Source organism: Candidatus Kaistella beijingensis (assembly GCF_020084865.1).
In the GTDB taxonomy this organism is placed as follows: Bacteria; Bacteroidota; Bacteroidia; order Flavobacteriales; family Weeksellaceae; genus Kaistella; species Kaistella beijingensis.
Window position 1 is genome coordinate 576,021 of the sequence record NZ_CP071953.1, and the last position, 15,436, is coordinate 591,456.

Genomic DNA, 15,436 nt, shown 5'->3' on the forward strand with positions numbered 1-15,436 from the left:
GGGCTTTAGCCCGCTTAAGAAATCAAATTTAGTTCGGCTTTAGCCAAAATTTTAAGGACATTTTCAAAAAATAAGAATTTGGATAAAATAAAAATCATAGTGGTAGACGATCATCCGATGGTCATTGAAGGCATGAAAGCGCTGCTAAACCAAATCCGTTATGTGGAATTGTGTGCAACCGCTTCCAACGCTTACGAAGCCATGGAAAAAGTGAAAGAAAACCAACCCGATTTGGTGATTACGGACATCAATATGCCAGAAATCAGCGGTGTGGAACTGACTTCCAAACTGAAAAAAGAATTCCCCAATTTGAAAATTATCGGAATGAGTACGTTTAATGAGCGAAGCTATATTTCACAAATGATTCAAAACGGAGCCGATGGTTTTTTGGTAAAATCGGCATCGAAAGAAGAAATTGAAACGGCGATTTCATCCGTTTTAGACGGGAAAATGCACTTGAGTTCCGATGCAGGAATGAGTACTTCCGAACAAAAAGAATTGAAAAACCAACCGACTTTAACTCGACGCGAAAAGGAAATCCTCACTTTAATTTCCGAAGGCTTCACCAATCCTCAAATTGCCGAAAAACTGTTCATCAGTTTATACACCGTAGAAACGCACCGAAAAAATTTGTTATCGAAATTTAATACGAACAATACGGCTTCGCTGATAAAAATTGCAGCGACAAATGGTTTACTATGAAAAAAAAAATTGATTATTCGCCAGTTTTATTCGCCAATTGTCCGCAAGCTGCGTCAATATCTCCGCCTCTACTTCTTCTAACCATCACGGTAATTCCGGCTTTTGTGAGTTCACGAACATATTTTTCTTCCGCTGTAATGCTTCTATGGTCGAATTTTCCTTCACCAATTGGATTATATTGAATGAGGTTTACTTTGCTTGGAACTTGTCTGCAATACTTGATTAATGCTTTGATGTCTTCATCTTTGTCATTAATTCCGCCCCATACACAGTATTCGAAAGTGACGACATTTCCTGTTTTTTCATACCAATATTTTAGGGAATCCATGATTTCGGTTAGTGGAAATTTCTCTGAAAAAGGCATGATTTCGTTTCTTGTTTTCTCAACCGCAGAGTGTAATGAAAGCGCCAATTTCACCTTCAGATCTTCATCCGCCAACATTTTAATCATCTTCGGAATTCCCGATGTGGAAACGGTAATTCTTCGAGGTGACATTCCCAAACCTTCCGGTTTTGTTATTTTTCGGATGGCTTCAACCACGTTTTTGTAGTTCATCATTGGTTCTCCCATTCCCATGAACACAATATTTGAAAGAGGTCGGTCGAAATATAGTTTGCTTTGTCGGTCAATTAAGGCAACCTGGTCCACAATTTCTGCAACTTCCAGATTTCGCATTCTTTTCAAACGTGCAGTTGCGCAGAATTCACAATTCAAAGAACAGCCGACCTGCGAAGAAACACAAGCTGTAGTACGAGTTTCTGTTGGAATTAAGACAGATTCTACTAAAAGTCCGTCGTGAAGTTTCACCCCGTTTTTAATTGTTCCGTCTGTAGATTTTTGCAATTGGTCAACCGAGATTGGATTAATGATATATTCTTGCGAAATTTTTTCCCGCAATTCTTTTGAAAGATTCGTCATTTCCTCGATGGAATGCAGATTTTTACTCCACAACCAATCGTAAACCTGCTTCGCGCGGAAAGGTTTTTCGCCGATTGTTGCAAAATAATCTTTAAGCTGTTCTAAACTTAATGTCCGAATATCTTTCATCGTTCCAAAGAGCAAAGTAAAAATTAAAAAGTAAAAAGAGTTAAGAGCTGTTACTTTGTATTATTCACTATTGCCCCAAAAATATTTTTTAATTCAGCACTTTCTTTTAAAAGCTTTTCTAAAGTTTCATCAGGTTTGTCCTCAAGCGCATTGATAACCCGAAGCCAATAATTTGATTCCCGTGCTTCCCGTAGCGATATTCTGCATTTATTCTTAAAATCGGCCCTGGAAGAACCGGCTTGGGACTCTTCGTAATTAGCGCCAAGTGAAGTGGCAGATTTACCTAATTGAAATCGGATCAATCTGTATTCATAATCGTTAGGTAGCTGTCTTAAAAACTTTAAACAGTCTATTCCAAATACGAAAGTTCGTTCTAATAAATCGTTCTGTTTCATCATTTAAAAAATTTAAATAAATATAAACTTTTAAATGACACTACACTTCACTTGGCTCTTTTTACTTTTTACTTGATTCTTACAGGATCAGCATTGCATCCCCGTAAGAATAGAATTTGTATTCATTCTTAATTGCTTCTTCATAAGCGTGCATCACGAAATCTTTTCCTGCAAACGCCGCAATCATCATTAATAAAGTAGATTTTGGCGTGTGAAAATTCGTAATCATCGCGTTTGCAACTCCGAAATCGTGTGGTGGGAAAATAAATTTATTGGTCCAACCGTGATAAGGACTAATTTTTCTGTTGGATGAAACCGAAGTTTCCAAAGCTCTCATCGTTGTAGTTCCAACGGCGCAAACTCTTCTTTGTTCTTCAACTGCTTTGTTGATGATATCTGCATTTTTCTGGTCGATGATGGCTTCTTCGGATTCCATTTTGTGTTTGCTCAAATCTTCTACTTCGATTGGGTTAAAAGTTCCCAAACCAACGTGAAGCGTTACTTCAGCGAAATCGATTCCCTTGATTTCCAATCTTTTCATCAAATGTTTGGAGAAGTGAAGACCTGCAGTTGGAGCTGCAACCGCACCTTCGTGTTTTGCGTAAATCGTTTGATAACGTTCTGCATCGGCTGGTTCTACCGATCTTTTGATGTATTTTGGAAGTGGAGTTTCACCCAATTCTTTCAATTTCGCACGGAATTCTTCGTAAGAACCGTCGTACAAAAATCTCAAGGTTCTACCTCTTGAAGTCGTATTGTCAATCACTTCAGCAACCAAAGATTCGTCTTCGGTGAAGAATAATTTATTTCCGATTCTGATTTTTCTTGCAGGATCTACCAAAACATCCCAAACTCTGGTTTCTTTATCGAGTTCTCTTAAAAGGAAAACTTCAATTTTAGCACCGGTTTTTTCTTTGTTTCCGTATAATCTTGCCGGGAAAACTTTGGTATTGTTGAAGATAAAAAGATCGTGTTCGTCAAAATAATCAACCACGTCTTTGAAAAGTTTATGTTCAATGGTTTGGTCTTTACGGTTCAAAACCATCAGTTTAGCGTCGTCTCTGTGTTCAGCTGGATGTTCTGCCAAAAGTTCTTCCGGCAGATGGAAGTTAAAGTCAGATGTCTTCATTAAAGATTTTTTAAATTACGGTTTAAAAATTAAGCCCGAAAACCAGAAGATTTTCGGACTGCAAATATACGACTTTAAAAAGGGTTTGTCAAGTCTATACAAATTGGCTAAAAAAGAAATGACTTTGTTGTTGCAGGAACTTCTAAATCCAGTTCAACATTTTTGTAAGCAGTAAGGGTCATTTCACAATTGCATTCTTTTTCAATACAAATATCGGTTGCTTTTTCCACGATAACATTTTTGGTAATGTCAAGAGCCTCAATATTTTCATAAGGGTGCATCATGGCGATTCTGATCATCGGGAACAGGTTTTTATTAGCTTTTTTCAGCTGGAAAGTATATTCTCTCAAAGGTTTGGTTGCCTTTTGATTTTTATATATTTTCAAATTTGCTGATTTGTCTGAAACATTACTAAATTCGAATCGGTAATTTTTAAAGCTGCTTTTACTCCACGTTAACTGTTTTGTTCCGGCGTAATCAAATGTAAATTGTAATTCTCCATTTTTATAATCTTCCTTGACATCAAATTTATGCCATTTCATTTTTGAATAATCATATAGGTAAGCATAAAATCCGCTTTTATTTTTAAAAAGTCGTAAATAATAATTGAAGTCATCTGAATTAAAATAGTTGACAACATCCTGATTTCCAGGCCTGTTTGAATCTGTACTTTTAGACTCGTATTTAGTTAAAAAATCAAAAGAATATTTTTGACCACCCACACCAATTGAAAGTAAAATTATCAAAATGAGATAAATATTTCTCATAGTAAAATTTGTAAGGTTGATTTACAAATATAATGATTTCAGCATACCAAATTAGCTTTTTAAAATTTGGAATGATAAATGCTAAACAAATTCTTAATAAAATTTATCCTTATGAAAAGATTAACCATAATGACGGGAGTTTTGATGATGTTATTTTTGTCGAGCTGTCGTGAAATCGCCAATTCTGTTTTAGATTTGTTGCCGCCTTTTGATGTTACGTTTAGTACCAATATCGACATTCCTTTCGCAGCAGTAAGTACAACATCTTACACAAGAACGCCCGAAATACCAATGAACATCAATCTTGATGCGAAAATCAAAGAACAGAATCCTAAATACGGAATTAATAACCTAAAATCGGTGAAACTAAACACTTTAACAGTTGATTATATAAGTTCACAATTGGGCAACAAGCTTGATGTGATTAAAAGTGCAAGAATTTATATCAAAGCACCCAACCAACCTGAAAAATTAATTGCCACCGTTGACAATAATACCAATCCTAATTCTATTACTTTTACTTCCACCGATGCCGAAATGTTGGAATATTTTCGAACGAACGAAAATTCATTGATCATAGATGTGATAGCAAGTCGTCCATCTGCAGATGTAATTACGATGAAGATGAATACGGGTTTTAAAGTGCGAGTTCAGTTATAATTAAAAAAGGTTGGAAAATTTTTCCAACCTTTGAATTTTACTTATAACGTTTCCTTTAACCACTCAAAAAATTCTCTTTGCCAAACTAATCCGTTATGAGCGTGAAGAACCCAGTGATTTTCGTTCGGGAAATAAAGGAATTTCGATTTCAAACCGTGAAGTCTTGCCGCCTGAAATGCTTCCTGTCCCTGTTCGTAAGGAACTCGATAATCAATTCCACCCTGGATAATCATAATTGGCTTGTTCCATTTGTTAACATAATTTGAAGGATTGAATTCCGTGTAAGATTTCGGAACTGGGTTGTCATAAGGCGAACCTCCTAAATCCCAGTTGGCAAACCAAAGTTCTTCTGTCGTCAAATACCAAGACTTCATGTCGAAAAGTCCGTCGTGTGCAATGAATGTTTTAAAACGATTTTCGTGGATTCCAGCCAACATGAAAACGCTGTAACCACCGTAACTCGCACCAACTGCTCCAAATCTGTCACCATCAACATAAGGTAAAGTTTTTGCGAAATCGGTTGCAGAAAGGTAATCTTTCATCACCTGTCCTCCCCAATCTTTGGAAATATCCTCGTTCCATTTTGTTCCCCAACCAGGCATTCCTCTGCGGTTTGGAGCAACTACGATGTAACCGTTTGCAGCCATTAACCCTAAATTCCATCTTGTTGAAAAAAATTGTGTTAAAGCCGATTGCGGCCCGCCTTGACAATACAAAAGCGTAGGATATTTTTTGTTCGGGTCAAAATTTGGCGGATAAACAAACCAAACTCCCATTTCTTTTCCGTCCGTAGTTTTCACCATTTTCAGCTCCGTTTTTGATGGAGTGAGTTTTGCGTAATTATCTTTATTGACTTCCGTAACCTGCTTCATCGAACCAGTTTTCAAATCCACTGAAAACAAATCCGGATTGTGGTTCATGTCGTTTCTTGAAACTAAAAGTGAATTTTTTCCCTGTGCATAAATTTCATTCACATCGAAATCGCCTTTAGTAATTTGAGTTATTTTTGAATTCTTCGGTTCTAAAGTAAACAACTGTTTAGTTCCTCGAAAAGCGGTCGTGAAATACATCGTTTTTGAATCTTGTGAAAAGAAAACGTCTCCGACTATACTTTCGTCCCAACCTCTTGTAAGATTGGTTGTTTTACCCGACTTCCAATCCATGGTCTTGATGTCGTTTTTGTCGGCTTCAAAACCATCTCTTTCCATCGACATCCATGTTAAGGTCTTTCCATCAGGTGAAAATTTAGGATTCGTGTCGTACCCTTTGTTGGATTCTGTCAAATTTTTAACTTTTCCCGTTGCCAAATCGTAGGCAAAAATATCGGTGTTGGTGGATTTTGCGTATTCTGCCCCACTTAAAGCTTTTGTCACGTATAAAAGTTGTGATGAATCTGGACTCCAAACAAAATCTTCAGTACCACCAAAAGGTCTTTGTGGTGAATCAAAAGTTTTTCCATCCAACAAATCTTTAGCTTTATCAACCGATTCGGAAGTATTTACCACAAAAAGATGATTGTATTTTCCTTCATTAAAGTAATCCCAATGACGGTGATTCAAATCCGTATAAATGTGTGCAGTCGTTTTCGGAACGTCGGAGTATTTGTCTTTGCCTAAGTTCTTTTCCACTAAAACTTCCTTGCTGAATGCGATTTTCTTTCCATCGGGAGAAATTACTATATTGTCAACTTCACCAATTGTATAAAATTCTGTCCAAGTTTTTCCCGCGTCTTTAGAAAGGTAGATTTTATCACCTTCTGTTGCATAAATTCCGTTTTTGTCCCATTGAACGATTGCCTTTTTCCCTAAATCAAAATTGGTTGAAGAAGCATTATTAATGTTGAAAAAATAATTCTTCTTATTCGTTTTTTCAGATTTTAAATCAACTTTTCCAACAGAATAAATCAAAGATGACTGATCGGGAGAAACCGCGGTAACTCCAATTTTATTGAGCGTCCATAAAGTTTCGGGCGTCATGACGTTTTGTGCGTTCATAAGGAAGGGCGTCGCAATTGCGAGAAGAGTGTGTTTTAGTTTCATAAATTTTGAGGCAAAATGCAGTTGGTGCAGGTTGCGGGGTTACAAATATAGAGAATTGTTGCAACGGTTGCAATTGATGCATATTGCAAGATTAAATGAGTAAAAAAATAAATGAGCTGAAACAATTAATTTGTTTTCAATATTTTCTCAAGTTCATCAATTAAATCTAAGTTTTCTATATTGCTAAAGGTCTTTAATTTCAATTTTTGGTTATAAAGTTCCAGCTCTTCGATACCATAGTTGACATCCATTGGGAAAGACCTTCGGCAACGTTTTCATCGGATAATTCAGCAAAATATGGAGAAGGAAAGATATCTTTCAATTTGCTTTTCTTTGCGAATAATTTTGACCGTTTATGAAAAGTGACTTTATCTTCAATCCTTCACTCAAAAAATCTTTAGAAACCTTTCCGGAACAAGGCGAAATCGATTTATGCAAGTTCGTTACGAACCTTATGACCGCCGTTTTCAAAGTATCTGGAGGATTGTTAGAGTAATCGATGGTTTGAAACAATTTTTGTGGCTGGATTTACCTTAAAACAATGGTATAATTTCCATCGTTTTGCCAATAATTCTTTCCAGGTTTTCCGTTGATGGTGCGGGTTTGTTTTTCGTAGGCTTTTTTGATATTTCTAGGCGCATAAAGTTCCTGTGAGAATAGATTTATGGAGAAAACGAGGAATGAAACGTACAGGCTAATTTGGTCATGTTGTGAAATTATCACTCAAAAATACAAATTCTTTATTCAAAAAAATGCTAACTTTAAACAACCAAAATACAATTATTATGAAACCGCAATTTTACTTATGTCTAATTTTAATTTCTGGTTTTTTCAGTGCACAATCAATCAATTATACTCCGTTGGTAAATTTTGTAATTGAAGGACCTTACACTGTTACTATTTCTGGAAATGGCGCTATATACTACACGACAGATGGCAGTGAACCCAGCGCAACCTCACCAAACGCACAAAATTCTGTCAGCATTGTCATCAACGAAACCACTCATTTAAAGGCAAAACTTCGGTATGGAACGAATAGTTTTTCGGAAACATTCAAAAAGACCTACTATATTGGCAGCTTTCCGTCTTTTCCCATTTTCTTTAAACCAAACGCACAGTTTAATATGGTTTGCGCTTATCAAATACAATATGAACCGCAAACTTTGATCGATTTTTTTTGGCCGGGAGCACAAATGCAGGCAGCTTGTGAGGGTTGGTACAAAACTCAAAGCTTTTTTGTGGAGGGAACAGCTACTTTTAACAATTGTTCGCCAAATCCTCCTGTTGGAGTTAAAACGGATGAGCTGTTCTTGAATGCAACCGTTTTCTACGACTTTGTTTTGGGGCCAATCACAAATCCTCCTGCGTGTTTATTGGCAAGTAACGAAGTTGCTGACAAAATTGTTTCGGTAAAGATTTTCCCGAATCCAGTAATGGAAATCCTGAGATTTGAAACCGATTTAAAATTCATTTCCTACGAAATTTTGGATGTTTCTGGAAAGTTGTACGAAAGAAAAAATCTCAGGAAAAATGAAGTCGATGTTTCTAAATTAACCAAAGGAGTTTATTTCTTAAAGCTAAATACTCCCGAAAAATCATCGAACTATATTAGATTTATTAAGAGTTAATAGCAAAAAAAAGCGGACCATGAATTGAACCGCTTTACATATCTATTTTTTGTTTAGTCTCCTGAAGTAAAAATTCCGCTTAATAAGGACGTAAGGATAGAGAGTGCAATACTGAAAATAAATGCCCACCAAAATCCGTCGATCGTCATTCCATCAATAAAGTGATCAGCCAGTAGAACCACTGCGGCGTTGATTACCAATGAAAACAATCCTAAAGTAAGAATGGTAAGCGGAAGTCCTAAAATTTTTAGAATTGGTGTTACGATAAGATTCAGGACTCCTAAAACAATCGCAAAGATAAGCGCGGTAGAAAACCCATCGAAGTGTATTCCTTTTAAGACATAGGGCAAAAGATAAGCTACAAGTGCTGTGACCAATAGTCGAATTAACATGTTCATGATTTAATTTTTTGTAAAGTTAAGATTATTTATTTTTCTGAAGGACATGGATTTGCCGATCCATTTAAATTTCCAAAAACCGCGAACTTTCATGATATCGTTTTTTATGGTAGCGGAAGAATCCCAGTGTCGTCCGGAAGTAGCGTCATAAATTCTGCCATTTTCCCAGCTGTTGGTTCGCGGATCATATTTCAGGCCTTCCAGAATCTCCATTCCGATAATTTTTCTTGTTCGAAGTTTCGGATCCGGATTATCGGTATCTCTGCGTTTTTCCATCGGAACGCCGCTTCCCAAACGATCATCAAACCATAATACTTTTGCGCGATATTCACCGTTGTCCTTAAAGACGGTTACGGCAACACTGTTATCTGTGGCTAGCCAATGACCAATAACGAGATCGTCTCCCGTTTGCGCGAAAAAAATTAGGGAAAAACCAAGAAATAAGATACTGAAAAATTTTGTGAACATTTTTGAAACCCATCAACAACTTTGCCAGACAAATAATGTCCGGAAATGTTTTCTTGTTTAACTTTGTTAAAGGGATTCCAGCAGATTAAGTTCCTGTACGATTTGGATCAGTTTGGGTAAAGAATGCGCATCTGTTTTTCTGTAAACATTCTTGCGGTGAGTTTCTACCGTAGATTCGCTGATGAATAATTTTTCCGCAATTTCGCGATTGGTATTACCTTTCATCATTAAAGCCACAATTTCTTTTTCACGTGCAGAAAGTTTGATTTCCGGATACTCAAAGATTCTTTTCTTGAATTCTGAAAGTGCTCTGGAAGCTTCGTCTGAAAGATGAATATAGCCTAATTTCACATCATTCAAAGCGGCAACAAGTTCCTTCCGGCTTATTTTTTTGGATAGATAACCTTCGACGCCAATTTTTTCAATAAGGTCATAGACCACCTTTTCATCGCAGTTCATCGATAGAATGATGATCTTTATTTCTGGAAATTCTTTTTTCAGGATTTTGGAACACTCCAAACCGCTTATTGTGGGCATCATCAAATCCATCAAAACCACGTCCGGAACAATTTTATTGGTACGTAAATCATCAAGAAAATCATAGCCATCGTTGTAGGATTTCAAGATTTTGATGTCTTTTTCAAAACCGAGGAGCATTTCTATACCTTCGATAATGATGTTATGGTCGTCAATAATCACCGTTTTCATGGATGCAAAAATTTTTTTTAATTTAGGTCAGCGGAATTTCTACCTTAATACTTGTTCCTTCACCTTCTTTACTCTTCACGTCAAAATTTCCCTTTAAAATGTCAATTCTCGACCGAATATTTTCCAAACCTAATCCTTCATTTTTAGAGTTCATCTTGAAAATATCAAACCCTTTTCCATTATCCGATATATGGGTGGTAATTTTTTCTCTGTCCTGGATGATTGAAATGTTAATGTGACTGGCTTCAGCATGTTTGATGGTATTGTTAATACATTCCTGAATGGTTCGGTACAAAACAATCTGTATATTTTGGTCAATGGCATCATTCAAACCTTCCATATAAAGTGTAATATTCAATTTTGGAGAATTAGATTTTTCAATCAGTTCACGCAATGCATTTGATAAAGAGTTCTTAATGAGCATATTGGGCATAATTTGATGCGATAGCGATCGTACATCTGTAATCGCTTCGTTAAGAATATCTTTCGTTTTCCCTAAAATTTTCGAGTATCCTTCATCATTATCGCGCATTTCATCTAAAACACTTACATTCATATTTACTGCTGAAAGTAATTGACCAATCCCGTCGTGAAGGTGCGTTGCCATTCTTTTTCTCTCATTATCTTCAGCATTCATCACCGCTTTTGTTGCCAAATCTTGTTGGTGCAAAATCTCTTTCTGCAGTTTTATCTTTTGTCGGTTTTGATAATTTTTATAATAGACCAATCCCAGAAGCAACAAGCCTAAAAGTGAGAAGACTGCAACATTTCTTTTAAAAATTTTTGATTTTTGGGTGATGATTTCGTTGTCTTTTTCAGCAGTTTTGTATTTGGTGTTAATCTCCTCTACAATTTTTGAATTCTCTTCATTCAGTATGCTGTCTTTGTATTTGCCATACAATCGCTCATTATCGACTGCTTTTTTAAAATCTTTTTTACCGTAGTAAATAATAGAGTAAACCGAATAAATTTCTTTCAGCTCTTCACGATGACCAAATTTTTTAGCCATTTCAAAAGCGATATCCAAATATTTTTTGGCTTCATCATATTCCCCTCGATTGGCGTACATCGTAGCAACATTCGTGTTGGCAAAGATAAGCTCGTCCTCAATTCCCAGAGCTTTCTTCAATTCCAACGATTTCAGCAAATATTGCAATGCTTTTACAGTGTCGATTTTTTCTTCGTATAGAACGGCTCCTAAATTATTGTACAGCTTCGCCATGTTCACAGAATCTTTCAGCTCTTCACTGAGTTTAAGGGCACGTTTGCTATATTCAATACTGTTTTTGCTGTCGTATTTTGCATAATAAACATTTGCAATATTGATGAGGATTCCCGCAATTTCTTTTTTATTATCGATTTCTGTAAAAATTTTCAGCGCTTTTTTGGCATACAACAGGGCTTCTTCGTTTTTGTTTTGATTAAAAAACAGTGTACCGATATTTTTGTTAAGCAGTCCTATCTCCTTCCTGAGATTATTTTTTTCAGCAATTTTCAAAGCTTCAAAATAATTTTCAGCAGCTTTTTTATGTTCAGCTTTTTTTAGGTAAATGTTTCCTTTATTCATGATGCTTAAGGCTGTTCCTTTAGCATATTTTGCCTTTTTATAAAATTCGATGGACGTATTGATTGCCTCTAAAGCCTTATCATTATTCAACTGATTGGTGTACAAATTATATAAAGTACGGTAATAAAGACCTGAAATCGTATCTGATTTAGACCGATCTACTAAACTTTTCATCTGAACAAGTTTTTTTTCAGCAGCCTCCACGTCATCGTAAATCAAATCTTTGATTTCCACCAGATCGGTGTAAATCTTTTTGTTATCCTGTGAAAAGACAGAGACAAAAGTGAAAACGAGTAAAATGGATAAGAGCTTGTTTAATTTTTTCAATGGTTCTTATTTTTATTAGTGATTAGATTTTTTTTACTATTAAATAAGAGGAATTTCAACATAAACTGAGGAGCCTTCATTCCGACTACTTTTGATAGTCAGATTTCCTTTCAAAAAATCAATCCTTGATCGGATATTTTCCAATCCCAAACCGTCACTTTTTGAATGTACTCTTAAAGGATCAAAGCCTTTTCCATTATCAGAAATTTCGGTTGAAATTTTTTGCATGTCCTGAATAATTTCGATGTTGATATGACTTGCTTCCGCATGTTTAATGGTATTGTTGATACATTCCTGTATGGTTCTGTATAGCACCACCTGAATATTTTGATCAATGGCATCATCCAATCCTTCCATTTTCAAATTAATATTAAGTTTGGGTGAGTTCGATTTTTCTATTAGTTCACGAAGTGCGTTAGACAAAGAGTTTTTGATGAGCATATTTGGCATAATTTGATGAGAGAGTGACCGCACATCTGCAATAGCTTCATCCAAAATTTCTTTTGTTTTGCCAAGAATTTTAGAGTAAGATTCATTGTTTTCTCTAACTTCATCCAACACTTCCACATTCATATTTGCAGCAGAAAGCAATTGCCCAATTCCGTCGTGAAGATGCGTTGCCATCCTCTTTCTTTCATTATCTTCCGCATTCATCACCGCCTTGGTTGCTAAATCCTGTTGATGTAAAATTTCTCTCTGCAGCTTGATTTTTTCGTTTTTCTGACGGCTACGAAACAGTGCGAGTGATGCAATTGCCAGTAAAACCAACAAACCGGAAAGTGAAAACACAGTGACGTTCCGCTTAAACAGTTTGGATTTCTGTAGGATAATTTCATTGTCTTTCTTGGCAGTTTGGTACTTAGTTTCCAGTTCGATGATGCTCTTGGTCTTTTCGGTTTGAAATATTTTTTCGCGGCCTTCAATATGTTTTTGCTGATATTCATAAGCCAAATCGTATTTTCCTAAGGCTGCGTAATTTTTTGCGAGAATATGTTGTGCCTGGTTTTCAATCAAATTGGCATCGGCCTTCTCTGCAAACCGTATTGCTTTGTGTGCAAATTCAACACTTTTGTCGTAATCTTTAGTCCGAAGTAGAAATTCGGAATAATTCTTTGAGTTATCGGCGACTTCAGTTCCGTTTTCAAATTGTTCATGTAGTTTTATGGCCTCCAAATATTTCTTACTCGCCAATTTATAATTCTTCAAACTGTCAAAAACAACAGCCATATTGGCTACGGGATAACCACGAAAACGGTCGTATCCCAATTTTTTATATCCCTCCTCGGAAATTTTAGAGTATTTTAAAGCATCCTCATATTTTTTAAAGGGAATTAAAGTGGAGCCAATGTTTCCACTGGTTACTGCAAGTCCGAAATCGTTCTTTTGTTTTCCGTAAATTTCATACGCCATGAAATAGTATTTCAAACTCTTCCGATAATCCTTTTGAGCTTTATATACAACGCCAATGTTGGAAGCTGTCATTGCCTGCTTTTTTTCATCCTTTTTCTTATCATAAATCTCAAGTGCCTTGAAGTAGTTTTTTAACGCTTCGGAGTAATCTGCCTTTTGGTCATAAACAATTCCAATATTATTGTAAGAATCTGCGATTCCTAGCGAATCATTATTCTTAATTCTTAATTCTAAAGATTTTTTAGTAAAGATGAGCGATGAATCCAACTCCGACTTATATTGTAAGATATTTCCCAAAGTGTTGAGCGCTAAAGCTAAGTGCTCCGTATTTTTTTCTTTTTCAGCGATATTAATTGCTTCCTTGGCAAACTTTTGAGCAGTTTTTAAATCACTGTCGCTGTATAATTCAGCAAGATTAAGGATCCTCTGGAAATTTCTCTCGTTATGACCTTTTTTTACTAACCTTTGTAAACTATCGATTTTAGCCGTTGAAGGTTGCGAAAAACCGAAAAAAGGCAAAAATCCAATAAAGAGAAAGTATATTTTTCGCATAGATATTATTTTAATAAAAAAAATCAGTACTTAAAAAGCACTGATTAAAAATAATAAAAAAAAGCTTTCAAATTTAATTTTTAACTCACCAAAATATCACCAGTCATTAATTCGGGAATTTCAATACCCATCACTTTGAGAATGGTCGGTGCAACATCTCCTAATTTTCCCGGTTTCAAATTCCAGGTATGGTCTTTATCCATTACAATTAACGGGACTAAATTGGTGGAATGTTGCGTATTTGGACTACCATCGGGATTAATCATCACATCAGAATTTCCGTGGTCGGCAAGAATGAAAACGGCGTAATCATGATGATAAGCTGCGGTCGCTACCTTTTCAATACATTTGTCTACGGTTTCTGCAGCTTTTACTGCCGCTGAAAAAACTCCGGTGTGTCCCACCATATCAGTATTAGCAAAATTAAGACAGATAAAATCAGCGCTTTCATTTTCAATTTCCGGGAGGATTTTTTCGGTAATATCGTAGGCGGACATTTCAGGTTTGAAATCGTAGGTAGGAACATCTTTAGGACTTGGACAAAGCAATCTTTTCTCGCCTAAAAACTCTGCCTCTCTTCCACCGGAAAAGAAAAAGGTTACGTGAGGATATTTTTCAGTTTCCGCCACACGGATTTGGGTTTTGCCGTTTCTTTCCAAAATTTCGCCCATGGTTCCCTGTAGAACTTCCTCATCAAAAACAACTTTAACATTTTTAAAATCCTTGTCGTAGTTCGTCATCGTTACATAGTAAAGATTCAAATGATTCATACCATATTCTGGAAAGTCGCTTTGGGAAAGAACTTCAGTGATTTCTCTACCTCGGTCCGTTCTAAAATTAAAGCAGAAAACCACATCTTCATTTTCAATTTTGGTTACAGGCAAGCTGTTGTCTTTTAAGCAAACGATAGGTTTTAAAAATTCATCTGTAACACCATCATTGTAGGAATTTTGAATTGTTGCCAAAATATCATGAGTGGGCTCACCAATACCTTTTACCAGCAAATCATAGGCAAGTTTTACTCTTTCCCATCTTTTGTCGCGATCCATCGCATAATATCTTCCAATAACGGAGGCTAATTTTCCTGTGGTAATTTTCATGTGAGCCAAAAGTTCCTCTATGAAACCTTTTCCAGAATGCGGATCACAATCACGCCCATCTGTAAATGCATGAACAAAAACATTTTCGCTCAATCCATATTCGTGTGCAGCCGTTAAAAGCCCCTTCAAATGATTGATATGAGAATGCACTCCACCGTCTGAAACCAAACCAATAAAATGTACTTTCTTGTTGTTGAGCTGTGCATATTCAAAAGCCTGCGTAATTTTATTTTCTTTACCTAAAGTCGCATTTTCAACCGCCATATTCAATTTTACCAAATTTTGGTAAACCACTCTTCCTGCACCTAGGTTCATGTGCCCAACCTCTGAATTGCCCATCTGTCCAAAAGGTAAACCTACCGCAATTCCGCTTGCTTCAAGCGTGGTGTGCGGAAATTTTTCATAGCACGAATCAATAAAAGGGGTATCTGCTTGTGCAATGGCTGAAACTTTCGGGTCTGTTCCTAAACCCCATCCGTCGAGTATGGCTAAAATGGCTTTTTTTGACATTTCTATATTTTTTTTGAAATACAAATTT

The 15,436-nt window shown here is 36.1% G+C and carries 15 protein-coding genes; 3 read left to right on the forward strand and 12 right to left on the reverse strand.

What is annotated here, in order from left to right:
* Positions 1–78: 78 nt before the first annotated feature.
* A complete protein-coding gene (locus J4771_RS02660; protein WP_224136144.1) occupies positions 79–702 on the forward strand; it encodes a response regulator in 624 nt (207 codons plus the stop codon).
* Between the two features lie 13 nt (positions 703–715).
* Here the strand turns inward: J4771_RS02660 and rlmN are convergent, their stop codons facing one another.
* The 4 genes from rlmN to J4771_RS02680 form a co-directional block, all read right to left on the reverse strand.
* A complete protein-coding gene (gene rlmN, locus J4771_RS02665) occupies positions 716–1,750 on the reverse strand; it encodes a 23S rRNA (adenine(2503)-C(2))-methyltransferase RlmN (RefSeq protein ID WP_224136146.1) in 1,035 nt (344 codons plus the stop codon).
* A 50-nt stretch (positions 1,751–1,800) separates the two neighbouring features.
* Positions 1,801–2,148: a four helix bundle protein gene (locus tag J4771_RS02670; RefSeq protein ID WP_224136147.1), complete on the reverse strand. Its 348-nt coding sequence runs from the start codon at positions 2,146–2,148 to the stop codon at positions 1,801–1,803.
* Positions 2,149–2,224: 76 nt separating this feature from the next.
* On the reverse strand, positions 2,225–3,274 hold the full coding sequence (gene queA / locus J4771_RS02675) for a tRNA preQ1(34) S-adenosylmethionine ribosyltransferase-isomerase QueA (protein WP_224136150.1): 1,050 nt from the start codon (positions 3,272–3,274) through the stop codon (positions 2,225–2,227).
* A 107-nt stretch (positions 3,275–3,381) separates the two neighbouring features.
* Positions 3,382–3,816 carry a hypothetical protein gene (locus tag J4771_RS02680; protein ID WP_224136152.1) on the reverse strand — a complete coding sequence of 145 codons (435 nt, stop codon included), beginning with the start codon at positions 3,814–3,816 and terminating at the stop codon, positions 3,382–3,384.
* A 336-nt stretch (positions 3,817–4,152) separates the two neighbouring features.
* Between J4771_RS02680 and J4771_RS02685 the strand changes: the two genes are divergently transcribed.
* A complete protein-coding gene (locus J4771_RS02685; protein WP_224136154.1) occupies positions 4,153–4,701 on the forward strand; it encodes a hypothetical protein in 549 nt (182 codons plus the stop codon).
* A gap of 41 nt (positions 4,702–4,742) precedes the next feature.
* On the opposite strand, the gene J4771_RS02690 is transcribed toward J4771_RS02685, so the two are convergent.
* A complete protein-coding gene (locus J4771_RS02690; protein ID WP_224136156.1) occupies positions 4,743–6,740 on the reverse strand; it encodes a S9 family peptidase in 1,998 nt (665 codons plus the stop codon).
* Between the two features lie 528 nt (positions 6,741–7,268).
* Entirely contained in the window at positions 7,269–7,463 is a 195-nt protein-coding gene (locus tag J4771_RS02695) for a hypothetical protein (protein WP_224136158.1), read from the reverse strand.
* Between the two features lie 62 nt (positions 7,464–7,525).
* Here J4771_RS02695 and J4771_RS02700 point away from each other — a divergent pair, with 62 nt between their 5' ends.
* Entirely contained in the window at positions 7,526–8,368 is an 843-nt protein-coding gene (locus J4771_RS02700) for a T9SS type A sorting domain-containing protein (protein ID WP_224136160.1), read from the forward strand.
* 53 nt (positions 8,369–8,421) lie between these two features.
* Here J4771_RS02700 and J4771_RS02705 read toward each other — a convergent pair whose 3' ends face one another.
* From J4771_RS02705 to gpmI, 6 genes are all read right to left on the reverse strand, one after another.
* Positions 8,422–8,766: a phage holin family protein gene (locus J4771_RS02705; RefSeq protein ID WP_224136162.1), complete on the reverse strand. Its 345-nt coding sequence runs from the start codon at positions 8,764–8,766 to the stop codon at positions 8,422–8,424.
* Between the two features lie 3 nt (positions 8,767–8,769).
* Complete coding sequence (locus J4771_RS02710) at positions 8,770–9,234, reverse strand: DUF2147 domain-containing protein (RefSeq protein ID WP_224136164.1); 465 nt, start codon at positions 9,232–9,234, stop codon at positions 8,770–8,772.
* A 66-nt stretch (positions 9,235–9,300) separates the two neighbouring features.
* Complete coding sequence (locus tag J4771_RS02715; protein WP_224136166.1) at positions 9,301–9,942, reverse strand: response regulator; 642 nt, start codon at positions 9,940–9,942, stop codon at positions 9,301–9,303.
* A 22-nt stretch (positions 9,943–9,964) separates the two neighbouring features.
* On the reverse strand, positions 9,965–11,836 hold the full coding sequence (locus tag J4771_RS02720) for a tetratricopeptide repeat-containing sensor histidine kinase (RefSeq protein ID WP_224136169.1): 1,872 nt from the start codon (positions 11,834–11,836) through the stop codon (positions 9,965–9,967).
* Between the two features lie 39 nt (positions 11,837–11,875).
* Positions 11,876–13,798: a tetratricopeptide repeat-containing sensor histidine kinase gene (locus J4771_RS02725; RefSeq protein WP_224136171.1), complete on the reverse strand. Its 1,923-nt coding sequence runs from the start codon at positions 13,796–13,798 to the stop codon at positions 11,876–11,878.
* An 80-nt stretch (positions 13,799–13,878) separates the two neighbouring features.
* Positions 13,879–15,408, reverse strand: a complete 1,530-nt coding sequence (gene gpmI / locus J4771_RS02730; RefSeq protein WP_224136173.1) for a 2,3-bisphosphoglycerate-independent phosphoglycerate mutase — start codon at positions 15,406–15,408, stop codon at positions 13,879–13,881.
* Positions 15,409–15,436 lie beyond the last annotated feature (28 nt).